Source organism: Stappia sp. (assembly GCF_040110915.1).
GTDB lineage: Bacteria > Pseudomonadota > Alphaproteobacteria > Rhizobiales > Stappiaceae > Stappia.
The window spans coordinates 2,383,343-2,406,504 of record NZ_CP157793.1; the positions used below are offsets into that span (position 1 = coordinate 2,383,343).

The 23,162-nt window shown below is 68.4% G+C and carries 23 protein-coding genes and 1 tRNA gene; 9 read left to right on the forward strand and 15 right to left on the reverse strand.

The features are described 5' to 3' along the window. The first annotated feature begins 242 nt into the window (after nucleotides 1–242). From ABL312_RS10580 to ABL312_RS10595, 4 genes are all read left to right on the forward strand, one after another. Nucleotides 243–1,667, forward strand: coding sequence for a circularly permuted type 2 ATP-grasp protein (locus ABL312_RS10580; protein WP_349357339.1), 1,425 nt, complete (start codon nucleotides 243–245; stop codon nucleotides 1,665–1,667). Between the two features lie 7 nt (nucleotides 1,668–1,674). Beyond that, complete coding sequence (locus ABL312_RS10585; RefSeq protein WP_349357340.1) at nucleotides 1,675–2,622, forward strand: alpha-E domain-containing protein; 948 nt, start codon at nucleotides 1,675–1,677, stop codon at nucleotides 2,620–2,622. Between the two features lie 64 nt (nucleotides 2,623–2,686). Continuing rightward, nucleotides 2,687–3,505, forward strand: a complete 819-nt coding sequence (locus ABL312_RS10590) for a transglutaminase family protein (RefSeq protein WP_349357341.1) — start codon at nucleotides 2,687–2,689, stop codon at nucleotides 3,503–3,505. Nucleotides 3,506–3,708: 203 nt separating this feature from the next. Beyond that, complete coding sequence (locus ABL312_RS10595; RefSeq protein ID WP_349357342.1) at nucleotides 3,709–4,461, forward strand: proteasome-type protease; 753 nt, start codon at nucleotides 3,709–3,711, stop codon at nucleotides 4,459–4,461. Between the two features lie 26 nt (nucleotides 4,462–4,487). Here the strand turns inward: ABL312_RS10595 and ABL312_RS10600 are convergent, their stop codons facing one another. The 8 genes from ABL312_RS10600 to ABL312_RS10635 all read right to left on the reverse strand — a co-directional run bounded on the left by ABL312_RS10600 (nucleotide 4,488) and on the right by ABL312_RS10635 (nucleotide 11,658). Then, nucleotides 4,488–5,210, reverse strand: a complete 723-nt coding sequence (locus ABL312_RS10600) for an N-acetylmuramoyl-L-alanine amidase (RefSeq protein WP_349357343.1) — start codon at nucleotides 5,208–5,210, stop codon at nucleotides 4,488–4,490. A 103-nt stretch (nucleotides 5,211–5,313) separates the two neighbouring features. Beyond that, a complete protein-coding gene (locus tag ABL312_RS10605; protein ID WP_349357345.1) occupies nucleotides 5,314–6,087 on the reverse strand; it encodes an ATP12 family protein in 774 nt (257 codons plus the stop codon). Continuing rightward, the gene (locus tag ABL312_RS10610; protein WP_349361389.1) at nucleotides 6,087–6,779 is read right to left on the reverse strand and encodes an HAD-IA family hydrolase; all 693 of its coding nucleotides are present in this window, start codon (nucleotides 6,777–6,779) and stop codon (nucleotides 6,087–6,089) included. Before ABL312_RS10610 ends, ABL312_RS10605 begins: the two co-directional genes overlap by 1 nt. Before the next feature lie 3 nt (nucleotides 6,780–6,782). Continuing rightward, entirely contained in the window at nucleotides 6,783–7,793 is a 1,011-nt protein-coding gene (locus ABL312_RS10615) for an RluA family pseudouridine synthase (RefSeq protein ID WP_349357346.1), read from the reverse strand. A 156-nt stretch (nucleotides 7,794–7,949) separates the two neighbouring features. Beyond that, a complete protein-coding gene (gene crcB / locus ABL312_RS10620; protein WP_349357347.1) occupies nucleotides 7,950–8,339 on the reverse strand; it encodes a fluoride efflux transporter CrcB in 390 nt (129 codons plus the stop codon). Next, complete coding sequence (locus ABL312_RS10625; RefSeq protein WP_349357348.1) at nucleotides 8,336–8,776, reverse strand: VOC family protein; 441 nt, start codon at nucleotides 8,774–8,776, stop codon at nucleotides 8,336–8,338. The genes crcB and ABL312_RS10625 overlap by 4 nt, the downstream gene beginning before the upstream one ends. A gap of 145 nt (nucleotides 8,777–8,921) precedes the next feature. Beyond that, entirely contained in the window at nucleotides 8,922–10,292 is a 1,371-nt protein-coding gene (gene mgtE, locus ABL312_RS10630; protein WP_374730207.1) for a magnesium transporter, read from the reverse strand. 427 nt (nucleotides 10,293–10,719) lie between these two features. After that, the gene (locus tag ABL312_RS10635) at nucleotides 10,720–11,658 is read right to left on the reverse strand and encodes a LysR family transcriptional regulator (protein WP_349357350.1); all 939 of its coding nucleotides are present in this window, start codon (nucleotides 11,656–11,658) and stop codon (nucleotides 10,720–10,722) included. 131 nt (nucleotides 11,659–11,789) lie between these two features. Here ABL312_RS10635 and ABL312_RS10640 point away from each other — a divergent pair, with 131 nt between their 5' ends. Then, nucleotides 11,790–12,287, forward strand: a complete 498-nt coding sequence (locus ABL312_RS10640) for a cupin domain-containing protein (RefSeq protein ID WP_349357351.1) — start codon at nucleotides 11,790–11,792, stop codon at nucleotides 12,285–12,287. A 32-nt stretch (nucleotides 12,288–12,319) separates the two neighbouring features. Then, nucleotides 12,320–13,114: an SDR family NAD(P)-dependent oxidoreductase gene (locus tag ABL312_RS10645; RefSeq protein ID WP_349357352.1), complete on the forward strand. Its 795-nt coding sequence runs from the start codon at nucleotides 12,320–12,322 to the stop codon at nucleotides 13,112–13,114. A gap of 96 nt (nucleotides 13,115–13,210) precedes the next feature. Here ABL312_RS10645 and ABL312_RS10650 read toward each other — a convergent pair. Continuing rightward, nucleotides 13,211–13,297: transfer RNA gene (locus ABL312_RS10650), tRNA-Leu, on the reverse strand. A gap of 129 nt (nucleotides 13,298–13,426) precedes the next feature. Further along, nucleotides 13,427–13,693 carry a FliM/FliN family flagellar motor switch protein gene (locus tag ABL312_RS10655; RefSeq protein WP_349357353.1) on the reverse strand — a complete coding sequence of 89 codons (267 nt, stop codon included), beginning with the start codon at nucleotides 13,691–13,693 and terminating at the stop codon, nucleotides 13,427–13,429. A gap of 153 nt (nucleotides 13,694–13,846) precedes the next feature. Here ABL312_RS10655 and lipB point away from each other — a divergent pair, with 153 nt between their 5' ends. From lipB to folB, 3 genes are all read left to right on the forward strand, one after another. Continuing rightward, a complete protein-coding gene (gene lipB, locus ABL312_RS10660; protein ID WP_349357354.1) occupies nucleotides 13,847–14,566 on the forward strand; it encodes a lipoyl(octanoyl) transferase LipB in 720 nt (239 codons plus the stop codon). A 293-nt stretch (nucleotides 14,567–14,859) separates the two neighbouring features. Beyond that, on the forward strand, nucleotides 14,860–15,246 hold the full coding sequence (locus ABL312_RS10665; protein ID WP_349357355.1) for a hypothetical protein: 387 nt from the start codon (nucleotides 14,860–14,862) through the stop codon (nucleotides 15,244–15,246). Between the two features lie 440 nt (nucleotides 15,247–15,686). Further along, nucleotides 15,687–16,067 carry a dihydroneopterin aldolase gene (gene folB, locus ABL312_RS10670; protein ID WP_349357356.1) on the forward strand — a complete coding sequence of 127 codons (381 nt, stop codon included), beginning with the start codon at nucleotides 15,687–15,689 and terminating at the stop codon, nucleotides 16,065–16,067. On the opposite strand, the gene ABL312_RS10675 is transcribed toward folB, so the two are convergent. The 5 genes from ABL312_RS10675 to ABL312_RS10695 form a co-directional block, all read right to left on the reverse strand. Next, on the reverse strand, nucleotides 16,030–18,525 hold the full coding sequence (locus tag ABL312_RS10675) for a patatin-like protein (RefSeq protein WP_349357357.1): 2,496 nt from the start codon (nucleotides 18,523–18,525) through the stop codon (nucleotides 16,030–16,032). The genes folB and ABL312_RS10675 overlap by 38 nt on opposite strands. A gap of 90 nt (nucleotides 18,526–18,615) precedes the next feature. Further along, nucleotides 18,616–19,926: a replication-associated recombination protein A gene (locus ABL312_RS10680; RefSeq protein ID WP_349357358.1), complete on the reverse strand. Its 1,311-nt coding sequence runs from the start codon at nucleotides 19,924–19,926 to the stop codon at nucleotides 18,616–18,618. A 30-nt stretch (nucleotides 19,927–19,956) separates the two neighbouring features. Further along, complete coding sequence (locus tag ABL312_RS10685; RefSeq protein ID WP_374730117.1) at nucleotides 19,957–21,408, reverse strand: DegQ family serine endoprotease; 1,452 nt, start codon at nucleotides 21,406–21,408, stop codon at nucleotides 19,957–19,959. A gap of 141 nt (nucleotides 21,409–21,549) precedes the next feature. Further along, on the reverse strand, nucleotides 21,550–21,975 hold the full coding sequence (gene rplQ / locus ABL312_RS10690; protein WP_349357359.1) for a 50S ribosomal protein L17: 426 nt from the start codon (nucleotides 21,973–21,975) through the stop codon (nucleotides 21,550–21,552). 104 nt (nucleotides 21,976–22,079) lie between these two features. Then, nucleotides 22,080–23,159 carry a DNA-directed RNA polymerase subunit alpha gene (locus tag ABL312_RS10695; RefSeq protein ID WP_349357360.1) on the reverse strand — a complete coding sequence of 360 codons (1,080 nt, stop codon included), beginning with the start codon at nucleotides 23,157–23,159 and terminating at the stop codon, nucleotides 22,080–22,082. Between the last annotated feature and the right edge of the window lie 3 nt (nucleotides 23,160–23,162).

Sequence of the window (23,162 nt, forward strand, 5' to 3'; positions counted from 1 at the left end):
CGCGAGACGCCAGCACTGCCCCTGCCCCTGCCCCTGCCCGTCCCATGAACCTGCTCGCGATTTGACCGCCTTGCTCCAGACGCTAAGCTGAGAGGCGACGCTTTCCGGCCGTCGTCCGGGGCCGGCCTGCCGAAAAACCGGTCAGCCCCTGACGTTTTTTCGGACTTGGGTGCGGACGGTCGCCTTGCCACCATGCGGTGATGGCGCAACCGGAGTACGGGCGAGGCGGAGAGGGAGGAGCAATGTCCGAGATCGAGCCGTTCAACGAGATGCTCGCCCCCGACGGATCGACCCGCGCGCCCTATCGCGGGCTGAGCGCGTGGCTCGAGCGCATGACGCCGGCGGAGATGCGGCGCAAGTCGCGCGACGCGGAAATGCTGTTCCGCCGCCTCGGCATCACCTTCGCCGTCTATGGCACCGACGCGGCGACCGAGCGGCTGATCCCCTTCGACATGGTGCCGCGCGTGCTTTCGGCGAGCGAATGGCGCCGCCTGTCGGCCGGCATCGACCAGCGCGTGCGCGCGCTCAACGCCTTTTTGCACGACATCTATCACCGTCAGGAGATCGTGCGCGCCGGCCGCATTCCGGCGGAGCTGATCCTGCAGAACGATGCCTTCCTGCCGGAGATGATCGGCTTCACCCCGCCCCGGCGGGTCTATGCCCATATCATCGGCACCGATCTGGTGCGCGTCGGCGAGGACGAGTTCTACGTCCTGGAGGACAACACCCGCACGCCGTCCGGCGTCTCCTACATGCTGGAGAACCGGGAAACGATGATGCGCATGTTCCCCGAGCTCTTCCAGGCGAACCGGGTCGCGCCGATCGAGCATTATCCCGATCTGCTGCGCGAGACGCTGGAGAGCGTCGCGCCGGAAAGCTGCGAGGCGTCGAAGCCCACCGTCTGCGTGCTGACGCCGGGGATCTTCAACTCCGCCTATTTCGAACACGCCTTCCTGGCCGACAGCATGGGCGTGGAATTGTGCGAGGCGCGCGATCTCTTCGTCGAGGACGGCAAGGTGTGGATGCGCACGACCACGGCGCCGGAGCGGGTTCACGTCATCTACCGGCGGATCGACGACGCCTTTCTCGATCCGCTTTCCTTCCGGCCCGACAGCATGCTCGGCGTGCCCGGCCTCTTCGACGCCTATCGCGCGGGACACGTCACCATCTGCAACGCGCCGGGCACCGGGATTGCCGACGACAAGGCGATCTACGCCTATGTGCCCGATATCATCGAGTTCTACACGGGCCAGAAACCGATCCTGAAGAACGTGCCGACCTGGAATTGCGCGCGCGCCGAGGATCTCGCCCATGTGCTCGACCGGCTGGACGAGCTGGTCGTCAAGGAGGTGCACGGCTCGGGCGGCTACGGCATGCTGATCGGCCCGACCGCCTCCAAACGCGAACTGGCGGATTTCAAACGGCGGCTGAAGGCCAATCCCGGCAACTACATCGCCCAGCCGACCCTGTCGCTGTCGGCCTGCCCGACGCATGTCGCCTCGGGTCTGGCGCCGCGCCATGTCGACCTGCGCCCCTATGTGCTGGTGGGCGACAAGGTGCGCATCACGCCGGGCGGGCTGACGCGGGTCGCCCTCAAGAAGGGCTCGCTCGTCGTCAACTCCAGCCAGGGCGGCGGCACCAAGGACACCTGGGTACTGGAGGACTGACCGCATCATGCTCGGCCGTACCGCCGCCTCGCTCTACTGGACGTCGCGCTACAACGAACGCGCGGAAAACATGGCACGCCTGCTCGAGGTCGGCTATCGCATCGCCATGACACCGCGCCTCGGCCAGGACAGCGCCGACGACTGGCACTCGACGCTGGCCAGCGCCGGCTGCGACGGCGCCTTCTTCTCCCGCCACGAGCAGGTCTCGCAGCGCGCGGTCGTCCACCACATGCTGTTCGACAAGGACAATCCCTCGTCGGTGCGCGCCTGCCTGGAGGCGGCGCGCAACAACGCCCGCTCGGTGCGCACCGCCATCACCGGCGAGATGTGGGAGAGCATCAACACCACCTATCTGGAATTCATGGACGTGCGCCCGCAGGCGATGACCGACAACCGCCTGCCGGACTTCCTCAACTGGATCAAGCAGCGCTCCATGCTGTTTCGCGGCGCGACGCTGGGCACCTTGATGCGCGACGAGGGCTACCACTTCAGCCAGTTCGGGACCTTCATCGAGCGCTCCGACAACACCGCCCGCATCCTCGATGTGAAATACTGGATCCTGCTGCCCGACAACGAGACGATCGGCGGCGATCTCGACCGCTATCAATGGACCACGATCCTGCGCTCCGTCTCAGCCCACCGCAGCTACCGCCACGCCTATCGCGACGCGCAGGTCCGTCCCTTCAACGTCGCCGAGTTCCTGATCCTGCGCAAGGAGATGCCCCGCTCGCTGGCCTATTGCTACGACTGGATCGCCGACAGCGCCGAGGCGCTCGCCCAGCGCTACGGCGAGCGACCGCTCAGCTGCGACATGGCCGTCAAGACGCGGCAACTGGTGGCCGAGGGCACCATGGACGCCATTTTCAAGGGCGGCCTGCACGAGTTTCTCACCGACATGATCGCGCGCAACAACGCATTGTCGACTCAGCTCGCGGCCGACTATCACTTCGCCTGACGCGCGAGCGACCGCGGGCCCCGCCCGCCGTGCCGCGCGCGCCCGTCCCGGAGATCGTGAAGCCATGCGCCTCGTCGTCAAGCACGTCACCCGCTACGCCTATGCGCATCCGATTGCGCATATGGTCCAGCAATTGCGCCTGACGCCGCAGTCCGGCCCGGGCCAGACCGTCGTCTCCTGGAAGATCGCGGCCGATGGCTACGGCTCGGCCGCGCATTACGTCGACGCCTACGGCAATGTGGTCGATCTGGTCAGCCATCGTCAGGCGCTGGACGCAATCGAGATCGCGGTCGAGGGCATCGTGGAAACCGAGGAGCGCTCCGGCATCTTCGGCGATCCGCCCTGCCCGGCTCCGGATCTCGTGTTCCTGCGCCAGACGCCGCTCACCCGGGCGAATGCCGCCATCCGTCGCCTTGGAACGCTCGCCGCGCAGGACGATCCGATTGCCGGCTTTCACGAGTTGATGCACGCCATCCGCGACAAGGTCGGCTACCAGACCGGCGTCACCGAGGTGCACACCTCGGCGACCGAAGCGCTCGCCGCCGGCATGGGCGTGTGTCAGGACCATGCGCATATCTTCATCGGCGCGGCGCGGTCGATCGGCGTGCCGGCGCGGTACGTGTCGGGCTACATGCTGCTCGCCGACGCGCAGGACTCCGAGGCCCATCACGCCTGGGCGGAGGTGAAACTGCCGGGGCTCGGCTGGGTCGGCTTCGACGTGTCGAACGGCATGTGCCCGACCGATCGCTATATTCGCCTGACCACAGGGCTCGACGCGCGCTCCGCCGCGCCGATCCGGGGCGTGCGTGGCGGCGGCGGCCCGGACGAGACAATGCGCGTGGACGTGTCCGTGCTTCAGGACGCACAGCAGGTCCAGCAATGACCGGATCGCGCGACGACGGGATTGCGCGACGCACCCGGTCCCGGTCAAACTCACGCCATGTCCGGCCGCAGCGTCGCTGAGTCGCGGCGGCGCGGACATGCCGGCGTGCCCGTCCCGTGCCCCACTGTGCGTCTCACTTCGCGTTTCGCTGTGCGCCCAACCTTGTGCCTCGGCTGTATGCCTCTACCGTATGATGGTGCCCCATGACCTATTGCGTCGGTCTGAAGCTCGACCGCGGCCTCGTGATGGCCGCCGACACCCGAACCAACGCGGGGCTCGACAACATCGCCACCTTCAAGAAGCTGCATGTCTGGGAAAAGCCGGGCGAGCGCGTGCTGTGCCTGTTGAGCGCCGGCAATCTGGCGGTCACGCAGTCGGTTGTGAGCCTGCTCACCGAGCGCGCCGCCTATGCGGACGCCGCCGGTAATGCGGCCACTGACGCGGCGCCGACCCTGCACACCGCCGAGACGATGTTTCAGGCCGCCCGCGTGGTCGGCGGCGCGGTGCGCGAGGTGCGCGGCATCGACGGCGATGCGCTGGCCGCCAATTCGGAGAACTTCAGCGTCACCTTCCTGCTCGGCGGGCAGATCAAGGGCGAACCGCCGCGCCTCTTCCAGATCTACGCCGCCGGCAACTTCATCGAGGCCTCCGACGACACGCCGTTCCTGCAGATCGGCGAGCACAAATACGGCAAGCCGATCCTCGACCGCGTGCTCCAGCACGACATGCGCCTCGGTCAGGCGGCGAAGCTGGTGCTGCTGTCGTTCAACTCCACGCTGCGCTCGAACCTGTCGGTCGGCATGCCCATCGACCTGCTGCTCTACAACACCGACAGTTTCACCGCGAAGCGCCAGGCCCGCATCGCCGAGGACGACAGCTATTTCGCGGACCTGTCGCGGATGTGGTCGGAGAAGCTGCGCGACGCCGTGGCCGACATCCCCGACTTCGAGATCTGAGCCCGGCGTGCGATCCGACCCTGCGCTCAGGACGTCCCGCGTACCTGCGCGGCCGCGGCCTCCGCAAGCGCCTCGGCCAGTTCCTGCTTGTTGGCCTCGCCGACATGGGCATCGCTGGGATTGTCGCCGAAGAACGGCTCGGTGAGAGCGGAGGGAATGTCGAGCGCCGAGACGCTGGCATAGCCGCGATCCCCCCGGTCCCGCTCCTTCAGTCCGCGATCGTGAAGCCTGAGCGCACCAAGCATCGCATCCTGCAGGCGTTGGGCCCACGCCTTCGACCCCGCATTGCGGTCGGCGTCATAGAGCGTTTCCGTGCCATGCGCGGCGCCGTTGAAGGAATTGAAATGCAACTCCATGACGCAGCTCGCACCCCACTTCGCAACCTGTCTGTAGGCGCCGCTGATGCCGATACCGTCGCGATAGAAGATCTTGCTCTGCACCCCACGCGCCATGCAGGCCCGATGGACCATCGTGGCCAGGTCCTTGTTCCAGGGGTACTCGCTGCCGTGGATCGGCGCCCCCGCGGAGGCACCCGGACTGTTTTTCGTGTGCCCGACGACGATGGCCACCGCCGGGCCCGTCGCGCGCGCCACGATCTCCTTTTCCGCGTCGAGGCCGGCTCGCGCCCCGATCAGAACTTCCTCCAGATCGTTCAGCCGCTCCCGTTCCGCGCGGACGACCTGATAGTCTTCGTAGGAAATCTCGTCCCCCGCAAGAATGCGGCGTTCGACCTCGTCAAGACCTGCCATTCCATGCCCCCCTCCAGACTGCGATGCAATCATATGTCGAGGACTGGATGCTCACAACAATTACGACAATAGAGACTGCGCCGCACTCACGCGGCGCCGAGGCTCACGCCTCGGCGAGGATCACCGCCGCAGCGTCCAGATCCCGCCGGCGCAGGGTGCGCACGCGTTCGGCCTCCGCATCGAGACCCCATTGCTCGATGTTCCAGTCCTCGTCCACATGCGCGGCCGCCCACACGGCATCGGCGTCGCGCGCGCCCTCCATCAGCGCCAGCGCCAGCAGCGCGGAACCGGTGAGCGTGGTCGTCACATGCAGCGCCGCCAGCCGCAACGCCGGCAGACCGTCGAGCGCGGCGCGAACCCTTGCGATCACCCCGGCATCCTGGGTCACCGGCATGATGCCTTCCGCCAGCCGGAAGCGGCCCTGAAAGCGCGTTTCCGCCCAGCCGATCACCGGGTCCCACAGCGCGGTCTGGCGGGCGACAAGGGTCTCGGGCCCGTCCGCGCGATAGACGAGCAGGTCGTTGCCGGCGAAGGCCGCCACATCGTCGGCGACCTCGTCGCGCTTGTCCGCCACCGCGTCGATGGCCACATTGGCGATCCGCGTGAGCGGCATGGTGAGCGGGTCGATCTCGCTCTCTTGCGCCGCCCATTCGGCGGCGACCTTTTCGCCAAGCGTCGGGGTCGGCAGCACCAGCGGCGCGCGGCGCGCCGTCTTCACCGGCCGACCGTCGAGCAGGACGACGTGCCCGCCCTCGCCCGGTGCCTGCGTCACTTGCGTGTAGAAGCGCTTCGGCAGCTCGCGGCGCGACAGCACCTTCGCCCGCTCCACCGGGTCGAGCGGCCCGCCGGCCTCCAGATCGCTCAGCAGATCCCGCATCACGCACTCTCCCTCGTCCGTCCGCCATCCCAGTGCAGCATGTCGGCCAGCGCGGGCTCAAGCTCGCCGAAGCCGTCGATCAGCCGCTGCGCGCCGCCGGCCAGAAGCCGGTCGCGGTCGTGATAGCCCCAGGTCACGCCGAGCGCGGCAACGCCGGCGGCCCGCGCCATCTCCATGTCGAAACTCGTGTCGCCGATCATCACGGTGCGCGCAGGCTCCGCGCCGGTCTCCGCCATGGCCTGCAGGATCATGCCCGGATGCGGCTTCGACGGCGCATTGTCCGCCGTCTGGATCGTCACGAAGCGGTCCTGAAGCCCGTGCACCTCCTGCAGATGGCGCACGCCGCGCAGCGCCTTGCCCGTCGCCACGCCCAGAAGCACGTCCTCGCGCGCCGACAGCGCATCGAGCGCCGCGCGCGCGCCGGGATAGAGGGGATCGTGGTCGAGCCCCGCCTCGCGCCGCGCCACCTTGGAGCGGCGATAGGCGTCGGCCATCTGCGGCACCAGCGCGTGATGCACCGGCGCCACCAGACGCTGGAAGGCGATGTCGAGCGACAGCCCGACGATGGAGAGCGCCGTCTTGCGGTCGGGGAGCGGCAGCCCGACCGCCTCGAACCCCACCTGAAGGCCGTGCAGGATCGTGTCCTGACTGTCGACCAGCGTCCCGTCGCAATCGAAAATGACCAGATACAGGGCTCAATCCTCCGGTTCGTCGGTCTCGGGATCGTATTGGGCGGCGTCGAAGCCGAGCAGGTTCCAGCTCTGCTGCATGTGCGGCGGCAGCGGCGCGGAGACGTCGATCCGGCCCTTGCCGGAGGGATGCGGGATCACGATCCGCCGGGCGTGGAGATGCAGCTTGTTTTGCACGCCGCCGGGCAGTTCCCAGTTTTCGACGTTGAAGTATTTCGGATCGCCGACGATCGGATGGCCGATGTGGGCGCCATGCGCGCGCAGCTGGTGCGTGCGCCCGGTGATCGGGCGCAGCGAGACCCAGGAGACCTTCGTGGCCGCCGTGTCCACGACGGAATAGAGCGAGACGGAATGCTGCGCCTCGTCCTCGCCGTGGCGGGCGATGCGCATGCGCTCCTGCCCCTCGTCGCGGACGAGATAGGTCGAGATGCGGCCCTGCCGGGGCTTCGGCACGCCGGCAAGCAGCGCCCAGTAGATCTTGCGGGTCTGGCGGGCGCGGAACGACTTGGACATCTCCTGCGCGGCCTTGCGCGTCTTGGCGAGCAGCAGGATGCCGGAGGTTTCCCGGTCCAGCCGGTGCACCAGGCGCGGCTTGTTGCCCTTGGCGTCGCGAAACGCCTCCAGCATGCCGTCGAGATGGCGCGTCAGGCCGGAGCCGCCCTGCACCGCGAGCCCCGCCGGCTTGTTGAGCACCATGACCTCGCGGTCCTCGTAGAGCACCATGGCCTCGACCGCCTCGCGATCCCCGTCGACGAGCTTGCGGGACTTCGGCTTGGCGTTGGCCGCATCCTTCGCCGGCACCTTCGCATCGACCTGCATCGGGGGCACGCGGACCACCTGGCCCGTGGCGACGCGCGTGGCCGTGTCGGCGCGCTTGCCGTCGAGCCGCACCTGGCCGGTGCGCAGCAGCTTCTGCAGATGGCCGAAGCCGAGGCCCGGATAGCGGCTCTTGAACCAGCGGTCGAGGCGCATGCCGGCCTCGTCCGCGGTGACGGTGACGTGTTCGATCCCGGCCATTGGGTATCCTGGAATGAGGGTGTCCTGAAATGCTCCCCGCGGGCGCATCGACGCGACCATCTGCGCGGCCGGCCCGCCGCACGGACCATTCGCGCCCTCAGTAATCCGCGTCACGCGCAAGAGCAAGCATTGCCGCCATCCCCGCGCGCTCTCCGCTCAGGCAAAGAGGCTGCGCGCCAGCCAAAGCCCGGCGCCGAGCGCGGCCAGCGCCCCCAGCACGGAGAGCGCCACATAGAAGAGCGCGACGGCCGCCGCGCCGCGTTCCCACAGAAGCACCGCATCGAGCGAGAAGGCGGAGAAGGTGGTGAACCCGCCGAGCACGCCGGTGGCGAGGAACAGCCGCAGCCCCTGCCCGCTGCCGGCATCCGCCGTGCGCGCCACCAGCCAGCCGATCAAGAGGCCCATCAGCAGCGAGCCGGCAATGTTGACGAGGAGCGTCCCGGCGGGAAAGCCCGGTCCCACCACACGCAGGGCCGCGAGATTGACCAGATGGCGGGCGGCGGCGCCCAGCGCGCCCCCGGCCGCGACGAGAAGCAGATGCATCATGCCCCGGCCTCTCCCGGGAAGTTGGGCCAGAGCGGCGGGGCGGCGAATTCCACCACATTGCCGTCCGGGTCCTCCACATAAAGGCTCGTCCCCCCGGCGGGCCAGGTGACCTCGCTGGTGATCGCCACGCCGCACGCGCCGAGATGGGCCCGCCAGGCCTCAAGGTGCTCCGGCGCGATCTTGAAGGAAAAATGGCTCGGCCCCTCGCTGTGGTGGCCCGGCACCACGCCGCCCCCGGTCGGCACGTCGTCGCGCGTCGCGCCTCTCAGGAAGACCAGCAGCGTCTCGCCGGGGGCGGCGTCATAGGCGAAGAGCCGGTCGCCGGCGACCATGCGCTCAAGCCCGACGATCCCGTGATAGAAGGCATGCGCCCGCGCCAGATCGTCGACATAGACGGCGGTTTCCAGAATACCGGCCAGCGGCGGTGCGGGGGACATGGCGTGTCCTTTCGTGTCTGACGCCCGTCGCGGCGCGGCTTCCTGGAGCATTTCTCCTGTGTGCAGGCTCACTCGGAATGCTCCATGTCTTTGTTTTCACGCAATTTCGCGAGCGCAATAGTCTCCAACTCTTGCTGAAATTGCTCTAGAGCGGGAGGCCGAACCAGAGCGCCGCGATCCACAGGAACGCGAAGAAGCCGACCACGTCGGTGACGGTGGTGACGAAGACGCTGGAGGCGATCGCCGGATCGACGTCGAGTTTCTCCAGCACCACCGGAATGAGCAGGCCGGACAGGCCGGCGAAGATCATGTTGACGACGATGGCGAGCGCGATGACGATCCCGAGCCCCGCGCTGGAAAACCACAGCGTCGCGGCGATGCCGATGAGGATGGCGAGTGCGATGCCGTTCAGCAGGCTGACCAGCACCTCGCGGCGCAGCACCCGCCAGATGTTGCGCGCGTCCAACTCCTGCGTGGCCAGCGCGCGCACCGCGACCGTCATGGTCTGGGTGCCGGCGTTGCCGCCCATGGAGGCGACGATGGGCATCAGGACGGCGAGCGCCACCATCGCCTCGATGGTGTTTTCGAACAGCGAGATGACCACCGAGGCGAGGATCGCGGTCGCCAGATTGACGACGAGCCAGACGAAGCGCGGGCGCGCCACGGCGAGCACGGCGTCGGAGATCTCCTCGTCGCCGACACCGGCCAGCGCGCGCAGATCCTCTTCCGCCTCTTCCTGGATGACGTCGACGATGTCGTCGACCATGATCATGCCGACCAGCCGGCCGGCGTCGTCCACCACGCCGGCGGAGACCAGATTGTAGCGCTCGAAGCTGCGCGCCACCTCCTCCCGATCCTCCGTCGCGGTGAAGGGGTAGACGTCCTCCTGCATGATCGCGGAAATCTTGGTGCCGCGCTTGGTGCGCAACAGCTTGTCGAGCGGAATGGTGCCGATCAGGCGAAACCCGGGATCGACCACGAAGATCTCGTGGAAGGTGTCGGGCAGATCCTCCGCCTCGCGCATGTAGTCGATGGTCTGGCCGACGCTCCAGAAGGGCGGCACCGCGATGAAATCCGTCTGCATCAGACGGCCGGCGGATTCCTCCGGATAATCGAGCGAGCGCTGCAGCTGGACCCGGTCGGAATGGGACAGCTGCTCCAGGATCGCCGCCTGCTCGCGCTCGTCCAGATCCTCCAGAATATAGACGGCGTCGTCGGAATCGAGTTCGCCGATGCCCTCCGCCAGCGTGTCGGCGGGCAGGGCCTCGAGGATCTTGAGGCGCACCGCCTCGTCGAGCTCGGTGAGCGTGGCGAAGTCGAATTCCTCGCCGAGCAGCGCGACGAAGGGTCCGCGCCGGTCGGCGTCAAGCGATTCGATCAGATCGGCGACATCAGCCTCGTGCAGATCGCCGACGAGCCCGATCAGCGCCGCCGTGTCGCCGGCATCCACGCCCGCCTCGACCAGCGCGCGGAAGTCGCCGGAAATGCGGCCCTCCTCGTCGCGCACCGGCGGCATCTCCAGGACAGGATCAGACGTCTCGATGTGGTCGGCCTGGGCCACGATCCCCTCCCGTGCTGCGGTGCGTCCTTGCGGGCAGCGTCGGCGTGCGCGCTGCGATACGTCGAGGTCTGCGCGACGCGCCCCGCGCCTGTCGGGTTACGTTGCGAAACGGGTGACAGCTCACTCCGACAGTCTTAGGGCAAAGTCGGAACGCCACCAACGCTCTCATGGCGGTTTCCTGTGGGCGCGCGGTGAGAAACACGCCGCTGGACACGCACCGGACATGCCACGGCCCGGCGCAGCGCATCCCTGCGCGCATGGCCGCGCGCTTACCCCCCGAACCGGCGCAGATGTCACAAAATACGCACCAGGTGCGCCTTTTTCAAGCCACCCGCGCGACCGGTCCGGGTCGACGCCGTAGCCTCTCCGGCGCCGAACACGCTCACGCCGGCTCGAAGGTCCCGGACGGGCTTGCCTGCCGGCCTTCGATCGCCTTGCGCATCCAGGCGCCGAACGCGCGGTAGGAGGCCTGGGTTTCACATTGGCGCCACAGCAGCATCAGGGTGATGCGCGGACTGCCGGCATCCGCGAAAGGCACGACGGCGATGTCGCGCAGCGGACGATTGCGCACGGACGCGGGCACGAGCCCCACCGCGCCGTTTGCCCGGATCGCATTGACCATGCTTTCCAGCGTGGCGACGTGGTGATCGAGCTGCGCCCGCCCGCCGGCCCGCGCCAGCGCGTCCGCCAGCCGGTCATGCAGAAACGGCGCATGTCCGCGGTCGAACGCCACGAGGGAGTTGTCCGCCAGCTCACCGAGCCCGACGCTGTCCAGCCGGGCGACCGGATGATCGCACCGCACCATCGCCGCCATGGGCTCGGTGTGCAGGGGTGTCGCGGCCACGCCATGCGCCCATTGGCCCTCGCCATCGCACCCGGCGGCAAATGCCAGATCCAGATCGCCGGACAGTACCGCCCGATCGGGACGCATGCCGCCCAGGTCGACCGGCTCGAGCAGGCGCCCGGCAAAAAGATGCGCGCAGGTGTCGAGACCGAGGGGCTCGATCAACGCATAGACATATTCCAGGATGCCGATCCGGATGCGCCGCCGACCGCTCGTCAGCTCGCGCACGGACTGCAGCGCGGCATCGAGGTCGGCCAGGATATGTCGCGCCCGCCCCGCGAGTTCCGCCCCGGCCGGGGTGAGTTCCACCCGCCCCTGTTCGCGGGCCACCAGAGCGATGCCCGCGACCTCCTCCAACCGGCGGATGCTGCGCGAGAACGGCGGCTGCGAAATGCCGCAGAACGCCGCCGCACGGGTGAAGTTGCGCAAGTCGTCAAGCGCGACGAGCTGGCGCAGTTGCTCGACAGTCGGACGCATCGCTCAGTCCCCTCCCCGGTATGGCGATATACCCAAAGGGTATTTCCGTCCCGCTTTGTCCGACAATAGCCTTTGCTGTGAGCGATGAAAAAACACGCTCCATCAACGACTTGAATAAAGCGGAGGAAATCATGAACAGCTATGTGCCGCAGAAAATGACGGAAATCCCGGCCGCGCCGACACAGCATCAATATTTCGAGGACGGCTCGACGCTGGTGCGGGCGGAGCACATTCCCTGGACCGAATGGGCTCTGCCGGGCACCGAGTTCAAGCTGCTCGATTATGACCGCAACCGCTCCTACAGCGTCATCCTGCTGCGCATCTCGCCCGACGCACCGGCGGTGCGGCACAAGCACATGGGCGCGGCGAACGCCTTCATTCTCGAAGGCGGCTTTTCCTACGAACACGGCACGATCCGCGCCGGGCAGTTCATGGTCGAGGCGGGCGGCGTGTCCCATACGCCGCAGATTCATCCCGACGGCTGCACGCTGCTCGGCTTCATGTATGGCGCCGTCGTGGGGCTCAACGAGGACGATTCCATCGCCGGTCTGGTGGACGTCGACTGGATGATCGACCAGGTGCGCGAAAACAATGCCTTCGCGCATCTGGAAGACGTGCCGCGCACCTGACACGCCCCTCTCCACCAACGACGGGATCCATCATGAGACTGACAGGAAAGGTCGCGCTGATCACCGGCGCGGCGAACGGGATCGGTCGCGCCAGCGCCGGGCTTTTCGCCCGGGAAGGCGCGCATGTCATCGCCTCCGACCTCGACGCATCGGCCCTTGCGCCCGTGTGTCGGGAGATCGAGGCGGCCGGCGGCGCCGTGCGCGCCATTCCCTGCGATGTCGCGCAGGAGGCGCAGGTCGCGGCCCTGTTTCGCGACATCCGCGAGCGCGAGGGCCGGCTGGACATTCTCTATACGAATGCCGGCATCTCGGGCGCAATCGGCGGCATCGCCGCGCAGACGCGCGAGGACTGGGAGCGGGTGTTCCGCGTGAATGTCGATGGCACGTGGCTGTGCTGCCGCGAAGCGGTCGCCCTGATGCCGGAGAGCGGCGGCGCCATCGTGACCCAGGCGTCCATCGCCGCTCTCATGGGCGGCGGACCTCCGGGCGCGGGCCCCGTCGCCGGCTATACCGCCGCCAAGGCCGCCGTGGTCGGCCTGACGCGCGCGATCGCCTATGAGTACGGGCACCGCAACATCCGCTGCAACGCCGTCCTGCCGGGCTCCATCGAGACCGCCATGACGCAGCCGCTGATGTCTTCCCGGACCTATGTCGAGGGCGTGACGCGCGCCACACCGCTCGCCCGCTTCGGCAAGCCGGAGGAGGTCGCGGCCGCGGCGCTCTTCCTCGCGAGCGACGAAGCGAGTTTCGTCAGCGGCGAAACCCTGGTCGTCGACGGCGGTTTTATCGTGGCGCAGGGCCCGGTCTATCCCCAGGCCGCATTGTGAGGCAGCGCGCGGGGCGCACCCCGCCCCGCGCGCAGCACTCTTCGAAACCCGAATATCTGACAAACAACAAAAAACCCGGCTCGAAGGCCGGGTTTTTGGTGCGGTCGAGAAGACTCGAACTTCCACGGGTTTTACCCCACAGCGACCTCAACGCTGCGCGTCTACCAATTCCGCCACGACCGCTCGTGGGTGACAGCGCCAGCGCGCTGCGGAGCCTTCGTCTAGCAAATCGGATTCTGCGGTGCAAGCGAATTGCGGCGGGATATTCACATGCTTGTGCATCGGGCGCGCGAGGACGCGACCGGCGCGGCTTTAGACCGGACCGTCGGTGCGCATGGGGCGCATTTCCGGCGGGCGCACCAGCACCTCGGTCACCGACACGCCGATGCGTTCGCCCTGCAGGACGACCTGGCCGCGCGCGATGGGGATGTTGTTGGCGAGGATCTTCACGTCGTCCTCCTCGCGCGCCATCAGCTCGATCACCGCGCCGCGGCCCATGCGCAGCAGCTGGTGAATCGGCATTTCCGCCGTGCCCAGAACCACGGAGATGTCGATGGAGATATTGTCGAAGATACCCATTGCGTGCACGGTCCCGATCGAGGATGGCAATCCCGGCGCGTTTTCGTCTATACCGGCGCGACACCCGGCGCCGGCCGCAAGGCGCGATCCGCGCCCGCTGACAGGACGACCATCGCCGGGCTGTGGTTAACAAAGCCCTAACGGACTTGCAAAATGACACAGCGCGCCGACATCGCCCGCGACTTCCTGCCCGCGCCCGACAGCCCGCCGGTCGAATGGGCGGTGAGCGACGCGCCCGTCCCCTATGAGGTGGCGCTGGCCGAAATGGACCGCCGCGTCGCCGGAATCGCCGACGGCACCATGGCCGAGCGCGTCTGGCTGCTGGAGCATCCGCCGCTCTACACCGCCGGCACCAGCGCCGACCCCGCCGACCTGATCGCGCCGGACCGCTTTCCCGTCCACCGCACCGGGCGCGGCGGGCAATACACCTATCACGGCCCGGGTCAGCGCGTGGTGTACGTCATGCTTGATCTGAAGCGCCGGACGCCGGACGTGCGCGCCTTCGTGGCCGCGCTGGAGGACTGGCTGATCGCCGCCCTGTGGGAGCATCACGTGCGCGGCGAGCGGCGCGAGGATCGCGTCGGGGTCTGGGTACGCCGGCCGGACAAGGGGGCGGAGGTCGAGGACAAGATCGCCGCCATCGGCATCCGCATGCGCAAGTGGGTGAGTTTTCACGGGCTGGCGCTCAACGTCGACCCGGATCTGGAGCATTTCACCGGCATCGTCCCCTGCGGCGTGACGCAGCACGGCGTGACAAGCCTTGTCGATCTGGGGCTGCCGGTGACGCTTCCCGACGTCGATCTGGTGCTCAAGCGCACTTTCGAGGCGCGCTTCGGCGCGACCACTCCGGTCGCGGCCCCGAGCCTGACCTGAGGCCCGCCCGGCGTCCCCCGCCCCCGGCCCGACGCAGCCACCGGCGCAGCCTTGCACGGGCGCGCGGCCAGCGGCTATCTTTCCGCAAGGGAATCTATCGAGGAAACGGTGTGCGCGATTCGGTCGGCCTCGACGGCATGCGTCTGCGATGCGCGGCGAAACCGCGGAACATGCCACGCGCGGCGCGGAGGCTTTCCCCCATCGTCCTCACATTCCTATTCGCGGGGATCCTTTTCGCGGGGCTTTCCCTCTTTCCGGTCGCTCCATCTCCCGCGCGCGCCGAAAGCGACTTCGTGGCGAGCGAGTGGCGCTACGAGGAACGCGCGGGCGTGCCGCGCTTCTGGATCGAGAGCAAGCGCGGCGCGTCCTTCGCGGTCTGGTGTCAGGATCGGGGGCGCGGGCCCAGAGCCGTGATCGACATCGACATCGACGCGAAGCCGGCCCCGGCCGATCAGCTCGTGCGCATCGTGATCGACAGGTCGATGATCAAGCTGCGCGCCGACGCGCATGGGTTCATCCGCACGAATTGCCTCACCTGCGCCGATCAGGCGGTCTGGCTCTGGGAGAAGATGCGCTTCGGCCGCTTCATGCAGGTGCTGTTCGACGACGGTCGCTATGCCGGCTTCCGCCTGACGGGCCTGCGCGACATCTCCGGCACGCAGGTCTGCACCCGCCGCTGAGCTCGCCAGCCGCTCCCACCACAGCCGGCGGGCTGTGCACGCGGCCAGGCTTAAACACCGGCGGGCTGTGCACGCGGCAAGCATCAAAGCCGGCGGGCTGTGCACGCGGCAAGCATCAAAGCCGGCGGGGCTATGCACGCGGCCACGCAAAAACGCCGACGGGCTCCGCACGCGGCAAGCATCAAAGCCGACGGGCTCCGCACGCGGCAAGCATCAAAGCCGACGGGCTCCGCACGCGGCAAGGCATCAAAGCCGACGGGCTGTGCACGCGGCAAGGCATCAAAGCCGGCGGGCTCCGCACGCGGCCAGGCTTAAACAGCGACCGGCTCGGCACACGGTCGCGAAAAAAGCAATTGTGTTGCGGACGCCCCCGGCGGCCTGCTAGAGCACCGCCCTGCAAGGCTCATTCTCCCCTTCCCCAACGGCGGACCCGACGACGCATGGATGCCATCCATCTCGAAGACCTCGCGTTCTACGCCTATCACGGCGTCCACGCCGAGGAAGCCCGCCTCGGGCAGCGCTTTCATGTCGATCTAACGTGCTGGATCGATCTCACCGCCGTGTCCCGGTCGGATCGCTATCAGGACACGGTGTGTTACGGCACGCTGGTGGAAACGGTCGAGAAAGCGGTCACGACGGCCCGCTTCCAGCTGATCGAGCGGCTCGGCGGGGCCATCGCCGAGGCCGTGCTGGACGTCGACGCCCGCATCGCCAGGGTGCGCGTGCGGGTGCACAAGCCCGGCGCGCCGCTGCCGATCGCCAGCGGACGGGTCAGCATCGAACTCACCCGGACGCGCGGGCCCGATCCGGCGGCGGCGTAGCCGCCGCGCCAGCCTCCCCGACACCAGTCTCGGCCTGCGCGCCGAGCACCCGCTCGACCTCCGCCGCAAGCGCCGGCACCAGCTCCGGATCGGCGGCGAGGCGCCCGCGCTCCTCGTCCAGGATCGCCTCGAAGACCCGGCGCCGCGCGGCGCGCACCGCCGCGCGATCCGGGCGCACCACCTCGCCGGCGGCCGCCAGCGACAGACTCATCAGCCGGTCGGCGGCGGTGAGCCGACCCCACAGGTAGTCGTGCTCGCGCCAGCGCCGGTTGAAGAAGGCGCCGAAGGCGTTGAGGCTCGCCCCCTTCAGCCGCACGCCCCCGGGGCGCAGCGTGTTGGCGTCCGCCGGGCTGATGCGGTCCACCTTGATCTCGTTGTATTCGGCGATCACCGTACCGCGCAGGACGGGCAGCGTCACCAGATCGTAGAAGGCGAAGCCGACGTAGCCGCCGACGAGCGCGAGCCGCAGCGGCTCGGGCAGATAGTTGAGCACCATCACCGAGAAGACGTCGTCGGCGAGCCGGTCGAGCTCGGCAAGCCCCATGGCCTGCGACAACGCGTCGATGAGGCGCCCTGTCGCCCGCGTGTCGTCGGGCGGAGACGACAGGAGGGCCGCGAGCGCTTGGTCGATCTCCGCGCCATAGGCCTCCGGCGTCCAGCGGGTGAGCAGCCGGTCGATCTGCTCGTAGAGCGTCGACTTGAGGTCGTCCATGTCGGCGGCACGCACCGCGACCTGTTCCGGCGAGGCCCGGTAGAGCCGGTTGAGACGGCGGATCACGAATCGCAACCGCCGCACCCGGTAATCGACGTCGAGGCCGCGCAGCAGGCGCAGGAGCGGTTCGCTCGTACCGCTCGCGGCCCCCGCGTCGTCCCGGGCCTCGGCGATCCAGGCCTCGAAGCGCGCGGCGAAGGCTTGCGCGCTCGCGGGCGTCGACCCGCGTTGCGAAATCGCGGCGCACAATTGCCCCAGCCGCTCCACCAGACCGGACAGTTTCAGGCTCTGATAGCCGCGCGCCGCATAGCCGGCGGAGACATGCGCCCGCTCGTTGGCCATCGCCCGGCAGCGCGTCAGCTCCTGCACGGTCATCGGCCGCGCGTCGTCGGGGCGCAGGATCGCGCGCACCTCGCGCTCGACGATGGGCTCGGCCCCGCCGATCACATCGGCGATGCGCCGGATTTCGCGATTGTACTCGGCGACCTGTTCCAGCGCGTCGCCGATCGGTTCGTTGCGCGGAATATGCGCGAGCGAGGACAGGATGACGCGGAAGAACCCGGGCAGCGCGGCTTGCGCCGGTTGAGCGGCGGGGGACCGGACGGACGGGAGGTGAGCGGACGGCGGCACGCCGTCACGTGCTGTATCCGGGGCGCGGCCGGCCCGGGCCGCCTCCTCGGGCGTCGGGTCGACATAGACGATGCGGCGCACCACCTCGCGCCCCGCCGCGCGTCCGGCAATCGCGTCGAGCAGCGGCTGGAACGGCTTGTTCATCACCACGCTGCCGTCCACCAGAACGCGGGCCTCGCCCGCCTCCACGGAGCCGAAGGCGCGCCGGCAGAAGGTGTCGCGATGCGTCCATGTCTCCCCGCGCATCGCCAGCACGCGGTCCATCTCGCCGACCGTCATCGGCGGAAAGGCGCCGGGAAAGGCGGAGGTCGCGCGGGCGGCGAAGACGAGGTCGGGAATGCGCTCCGCATCGAGGTCGGAGCGCAGCGTGCCGTCGCCGGGCGCCTGGGCGCGGTAGCGCAGGATCAGGCGATGCTCGGTCTCCTCCACCTCGCCCGGCGCGCTGATCGCGAAGCGCCGCCGCGCGCCGAAAAAATCGGTCATGGTGACGAAGAGATCGAGCGCCTGCCCCTGGGGCACGAGGCTCGCCGGCTCGCTTTCCCGCGCGCCGGCCCGCGTCATCGACCGGCAGGCGTCCAGCATCCAGCCGACATAACGCTCGCCGGAAAAGGGCGGCGTGAACCAACGCGACTGCATGAACTGCCGCAGCTTTGTCCGCGCCTCGCCGTCGTCCAGCTCCGCCTTGAGCGCGATGGAAACGAGCCGGTCGAGCACCGGCGCGATGGAGCCCTTCAGGTAGCGCGTCAGGCCGACCGGATCGTTGGCGAGCCGGGTGACGTCGGCGTTTTCCAGCCACAGGTCGCGATGGCTGTCGAGCGGCAGATTATGCGCCAGCGCGCGGGCCAGCATCACCCCGTTGACCCCGCCGGCCGACGCGCCCGAAATCACGTCGACGACGACGCGCAGATCGAGCGTCGGGGCGAAGAGCTCGAGAAACTCCTCATAGGCGACGACGCTGTCTTCCGCGCGCAGGCCCGCCCCGCCGAGCCCCCGCGCCTCCCGCCGCCGCGACGCGCGCACGAGGTTGAGAAACTCGCGGGTGATCCCGTGCATGTAGACGGCCAGCGACACGCCGCCGTAGAGCACCAGGGCAAGGCGCAGTTCGATGTGCTTCATGACGGCCCGATCCGAGTCACTTGACCCATGCTCGACCCGTTCGCGCCCTTGCGCAAGCGACCATCCGCGCCGGTCGTCCCGGTGCGGCGCTCAACCGCCGCCGCGCTCGCGCCGCAGCCGCGCCCAATAGTCGAGCCGCTTGCGGATCTCGCGCTCGAAACCGCGCTCGGGCGGATCGTAGAGCGTGTGCCGGCCGAGCGTTTCGGGAAAGTAGTCCTGCCCGGAAAAGGCGTCGGGCGCATCGTGGTCGTAGGCGTAGCCGGCGCCGTAGCCTTCCGCCTTCATCAGCTTCGTCGGCGCGTTGAGAATGTGCTTGGGCGGCGCCAGCGAGCCGTTCTGCCTGGCAAGCCGCATCGCCGCCTTGTAGGCGGTATAGACGCCGTTCGACTTCGGCGCGGTGGCGAGATAGACGACCGACTGCGCGAGCGCCAGTTCGCCTTCGGGCGAGCCCAGCATCTGATAGGCATCGCGCGCGGCATTGGCCTGCGCCAGTGCCTGCGGATCGGCGAGCCCGATATCCTCCACCGCCATGCGGATGAGCCGGCGGGCGAGAAACATTGGATCCTCGCCGCCGTCGAGCATGCGGCAGAACCAGTAGAGCGCGGCGTCGGGATCCGAGCCGCGCACCGACTTGTGCAGCGCCGAGATGAGATTGTAATGGCCGTCGCGCGACTTGTCGTAGACCGGCGCGCGCCGCTGGACGAGCGCCTGCAGCCGCTCCGCGTCGAAGATCTCGTCGGCGCGCGCGGCCCGCCACACGTCCTCGGCCAGCGTCAGCGCGGAGCGCCCGTCGCCATCGGCCATGCGTACGAGTGCCGCCCGCGCGTCCGCGTCGAGCGGCAGGGCGCGCCCTTCCTCGGCTTCCGCGCGTGCCAGAAGCTGCTCGATGGCCGCCGCGTCCAGCGTCTTGAAGGTGAGCACATGCGCCCGCGACAGAAGCGCGGCGTTGAGTTCGAAACTGGGGTTCTCGGTGGTCGCGCCGACCAGCGTGACCGTGCCGTCCTCCATCACGGGCAGGAAGCTGTCCTGCTGGGCGCGGTTGAAGCGGTGGATCTCGTCGACGAAGAGCAGCGTCCCCTGCCCCATCCGGCGCGCGGCACGGGCCGCCTCGAAGACCTTCTTCAGCTCCGCCACGCCGGAAAAGATCGCCGAGATCTGTTCGAACCGGAGATCGGTCGCATCGGCCAGGAGCCGCGCGACCGTGGTCTTTCCGGTGCCCGGCGGCCCCCAGAGGATGAGCGAGCCGAGCGTGCGCGTCTCCAGCATGCGCGCCAGCACGCCGTCGGGGCCGATCAGGTGATCCTGACCGACCACCTCCGACAGGGCGGTCGGGCGCAGCCGGTCGGCCAGCGGACGCGTCGCCGCCCGCTCCAGGCCCGCGCTTTCGAAGAGATCGCTCATCGCGCTGTCATCCGTCGGACCGGGCTTCGCTCAGCCGCGCAGCGCGATGCGCATCACGCGCTCGCCGCGCTTGATCTCCAGCCGCCAGATGCCGGGATCGCCCCGCGCGATGCGGTCGAGCCCGCGCGTCGAAGCGACCTCGGCGCCGTTCACGGCCAGGATGATGTCGCCAACCTGCAGCCCCACCCGGTTGGCCGTCGAGCCGGGCTCGATGTCGGACACGACAACACCTTCCTCGAAGGTGTCGAGGCGCAGTTCTTCCGCCACCGCCGGCGAAAGATTGAGCACGGTCGCGCCAGCAAACGGCGAATAGCCGCCGATGCGGCGCGGATCGCGCGGCACGGTTTCCGGGGCGGCCTCGAGCGCCACCGTCAGCTCCCGCGCCTCGCCCCCGCGCATCACGCTGAACCGCGTGCGCGAGCCGATCTCCTGCGTCGCGAAGCGATAGCCGAAGCTGTTGGGATCGGTGACATCGGCGCCGGCCACCTGCGTGATCAGATCGCCGACCCGCAGGCCGGCCCGCGCCGCCGGGCTCTCCGGCGCGATGGCCGTGACCAGCACGCCGCGCGGCCGGTCAAGACCCATGGCCTCCGCGATCTCGGCATTCACCGTCTGCAGCGCGGCCCCGAGCCAGGGCCGGCGGACCGTGCCGTCGCCCTGCGCGGCACTCGCCACGAAGCGGACCATGTTGGAGGGAATGGCGAAGCCGATGCCGTTCGAGCCGCCGGAGCGGGAGAAGATCGCCGTGTTGATGCCGACCAGTCGGCCCTGCATGTCGACCAGCGCGCCGCCGGAGTTGCCCGGGTTGATCGCCGCATCCGTCTGGATGAAGAACTGATAGTCGGTGACGCCCACCCGCGTGCGGGCGAGCGCCGAGACGATGCCCTGCGTCACCGTCTGCCCGACGCCGAAGGGGTTGCCGATCGCCAGCACCACGTCGCCGACCTCGAGCCCGTCGGAATCGGCGAACTCCAGATGCGGAAGCTCCCCGTCGAAACCACGCGCCTTGAGGATCGCGAGATCCGTCTTTTCGTCGCGCACGATGATCTCGGCGTCGAATTCGCGCCGGTCGGAGAGCGCGACCCGCACCTCGTCCGCCCCCTTGATCACGTGATGGTTGGTCACGATCACCCCGTCGGCGGAAATGATCACGCCCGAGCCGAGCGACGATTCCACCCGCTCCCGCTGCCGTCCGGCCCCCGGGCCCGGACCGCCGAAGAAGCGGCGGAAGAAGGGATCGTCGAAGAAGGGCGACACCTGCCGCTGGCGCACCGTGCGACTGGCATAGACATTGACCACCGCAGGCGTCGCCTCGCGCACGATCGGCGCGAAGGACAGGCGCAATTCGGCGGCCGAGCGCGGCACCACGCGCTCCTGCGCCATCGCCTCGCCGCCGGAGGTCGGCGCGCCGAGCGCCAGCGCGAGCGTCGCGATCCCGACGAGGGCGGCACCCCGAACGGCGCCGCTTGCGAATACGGTCATGGCAAAACATCCCGGACAGAACGATGCGCACCCGCCCTCGGGCGGCGCGACTCAGGTTGGCCGATGGTTCGGCCCAGCCAAGGTAACAAAAAAGGCGACCCGAAGGCCGCCTTCCTGTTTCTCTCGATCCGTGGAGACGGATCAGGCCGCGGCTTCCGCCGCTTCCTCGGCCTCGGCACGCGCCCGGTCGGCCGCGCCGCGCGCCTCGACGTCGCGATCGACGAACTCGATCACGGCCATCGGCGCGTTGTCGCCATAGCGGAAGCCCGCCTTGAGCACGCGGGTGTAGCCGCCGTTGCGCTCCTTGTAGCGATCGGCGAGCGTGTCGAACAGCTTGCGCACCATGGCGACGTCGCGGATCTGCGAAATCGCCTGACGGCGCGCATGCAGGTCGCCGCGCTTGCCAAGGGTGATGAGCTTCTCCACCACCGGCCGCAGTTCCTTGGCCTTGGGAAGCGTCGTCACGATCTGCTCATGCTCAATCAAAGATGCCGCCATGTTCGCGAACATCGCCTTGCGATGGCTCGAAGTGCGGTTGAGCTTGCGGCCGCGATTGCCGTGGCGCATGGCTCTCTCCTTTTCCTGTAACGGCGGCCCGGCCGCCTGCTGTACCTGTCACGGCGGCCCGGCCGCCTGATGCCCGTATCCCTTGACCGCGCCTGGGGGCGCGATCAGTACTGATGGTCTTCGTAGCGCTTGGCGAGCTCGTCGATGTTCTCCGGCGGCCAGTTGGCCACTTCCATGCCCAGATGCAGACCCATCTGCGCGAGAACTTCCTTGATCTCGTTGAGCGACTTGCGGCCGAAATTCGGCGTGCGCAGCATCTCCGCCTCGGTCTTCTGAATGAGATCGCCAATATACACGATATTGTCGTTCTTCAGACAGTTGGCCGAGCGCACCGACAGCTCGAGCTCGTCCACCTTCTTGAGAAGCGCCGGGTTGAACGCCAGCTCCGGAACGGACTCTTCCTGGACCTCGCGACGCGGCTCCTCGAAGTTGACGAAGATCGAGAGCTGGTCCTGAAGAATGCGCGCCGCGAAAGCGACCGCGTCTTCCGGCGACACCGATCCGTCCGTCTCAACCGTCAGCGTGAGCTTGTCGTAGTCCAGAACCTGGCCCTCACGGGTGTTCTCGACCTTATAGGAGACCTTCTTGACCGGCGAGTAGAGGCTGTCGACCGGAATGAGACCGATCGGCGCGTCCTCGGGACGGTTGCGCTCGGCCGGAACATAGCCCTTGCCGGTGTTGACCGTGAACTCCATGCGGATCTCCGCGCCCTCGTCGAGGGTGCAGAGCACGAGATCGGGGTTGAGAACCTCGACATCGCCCACCGTCTGGATATCGCCGGCCGTCACAATGCCCGGACCCTGCTTGCGCACGACCATGCGCTTGGGACCCTCGCCCTGCATGCGCAGCGCGATCTCCTTGATGTTCAGAACGATGTCGGTGACATCTTCCCGCACACCGGGGATCGACGAAAACTCATGCAGCACGCCGTCGATCTGCACCGCGGTCACGGCCGCGCCCTGAAGCGACGACAGCAGCACGCGACGCAGCGCGTTGCCGAGCGTCAGGCCGAAGCCCCGCTCCAGCGGCTCGGCGACCACCGAGCCCGTCAGCCGCGCATCGTATCCCGGCTTCACCTCGAGCTTGTTCGGCTTGATGAGGTCCTGCCAGTTCTTGTGAATGCTCAAATCTCTTTCCTCCGGCTGTCCCGCCGCCCCGGTTCCGGAACGGCCATGCTGTGCCATGAG

Excerpts from the sequence above, each read along its gene's own strand:
- ABL312_RS10685 (WP_374730117.1), bottom strand. The coding sequence starts at position 21,408 with ATGACCGTATTCGCAAGCGGCGCCGTTCGGGGTGCCGCCCTCGTCGGG.
- ABL312_RS10680 (WP_349357358.1), bottom strand. The coding sequence starts at position 19,926 with ATGAGCGATCTCTTCGAAAGCGCGGGCCTGGAGCGGGCGGCGACGCGT.
- ABL312_RS10635 (WP_349357350.1), bottom strand. The coding sequence starts at position 11,658 with ATGCGTCCGACTGTCGAGCAACTGCGCCAGCTCGTCGCGCTTGACGAC.
- ABL312_RS10695 (WP_349357360.1), bottom strand. The coding sequence starts at position 23,159 with ATGGCACAGCATGGCCGTTCCGGAACCGGGGCGGCGGGACAGCCGGAG.
- lipB (WP_349357354.1), top strand. The coding sequence starts at position 13,847 with ATGACACAGCGCGCCGACATCGCCCGCGACTTCCTGCCCGCGCCCGAC.
- folB (WP_349357356.1), top strand. The coding sequence starts at position 15,687 with ATGGATGCCATCCATCTCGAAGACCTCGCGTTCTACGCCTATCACGGC.
- crcB (WP_349357347.1), bottom strand. The coding sequence starts at position 8,339 with ATGATGCATCTGCTTCTCGTCGCGGCCGGGGGCGCGCTGGGCGCCGCC.
- ABL312_RS10600 (WP_349357343.1), bottom strand. The coding sequence starts at position 5,210 with ATGGCAGGTCTTGACGAGGTCGAACGCCGCATTCTTGCGGGGGACGAG.
- ABL312_RS10675 (WP_349357357.1), bottom strand. The coding sequence starts at position 18,525 with ATGAAGCACATCGAACTGCGCCTTGCCCTGGTGCTCTACGGCGGCGTG.
- ABL312_RS10615 (WP_349357346.1), bottom strand. The coding sequence starts at position 7,793 with ATGGCCGGGATCGAACACGTCACCGTCACCGCGGACGAGGCCGGCATG.
- ABL312_RS10580 (WP_349357339.1), top strand. The coding sequence starts at position 243 with ATGTCCGAGATCGAGCCGTTCAACGAGATGCTCGCCCCCGACGGATCG.
- rplQ (WP_349357359.1), bottom strand. The coding sequence starts at position 21,975 with ATGCGCCACGGCAATCGCGGCCGCAAGCTCAACCGCACTTCGAGCCAT.
- ABL312_RS10585 (WP_349357340.1), top strand. The coding sequence starts at position 1,675 with ATGCTCGGCCGTACCGCCGCCTCGCTCTACTGGACGTCGCGCTACAAC.
- ABL312_RS10605 (WP_349357345.1), bottom strand. The coding sequence starts at position 6,087 with ATGCGGGATCTGCTGAGCGATCTGGAGGCCGGCGGGCCGCTCGACCCG.
- ABL312_RS10640 (WP_349357351.1), top strand. The coding sequence starts at position 11,790 with ATGAACAGCTATGTGCCGCAGAAAATGACGGAAATCCCGGCCGCGCCG.
- ABL312_RS10625 (WP_349357348.1), bottom strand. The coding sequence starts at position 8,776 with ATGTCCCCCGCACCGCCGCTGGCCGGTATTCTGGAAACCGCCGTCTAT.
- ABL312_RS10645 (WP_349357352.1), top strand. The coding sequence starts at position 12,320 with ATGAGACTGACAGGAAAGGTCGCGCTGATCACCGGCGCGGCGAACGGG.
- ABL312_RS10655 (WP_349357353.1), bottom strand. The coding sequence starts at position 13,693 with ATGGGTATCTTCGACAATATCTCCATCGACATCTCCGTGGTTCTGGGC.
- ABL312_RS10595 (WP_349357342.1), top strand. The coding sequence starts at position 3,709 with ATGACCTATTGCGTCGGTCTGAAGCTCGACCGCGGCCTCGTGATGGCC.
- mgtE (WP_374730207.1), bottom strand. The coding sequence starts at position 10,292 with ATGCCGCCGGTGCGCGACGAGGAGGGCCGCATTTCCGGCGACTTCCGC.
- ABL312_RS10590 (WP_349357341.1), top strand. The coding sequence starts at position 2,687 with ATGCGCCTCGTCGTCAAGCACGTCACCCGCTACGCCTATGCGCATCCG.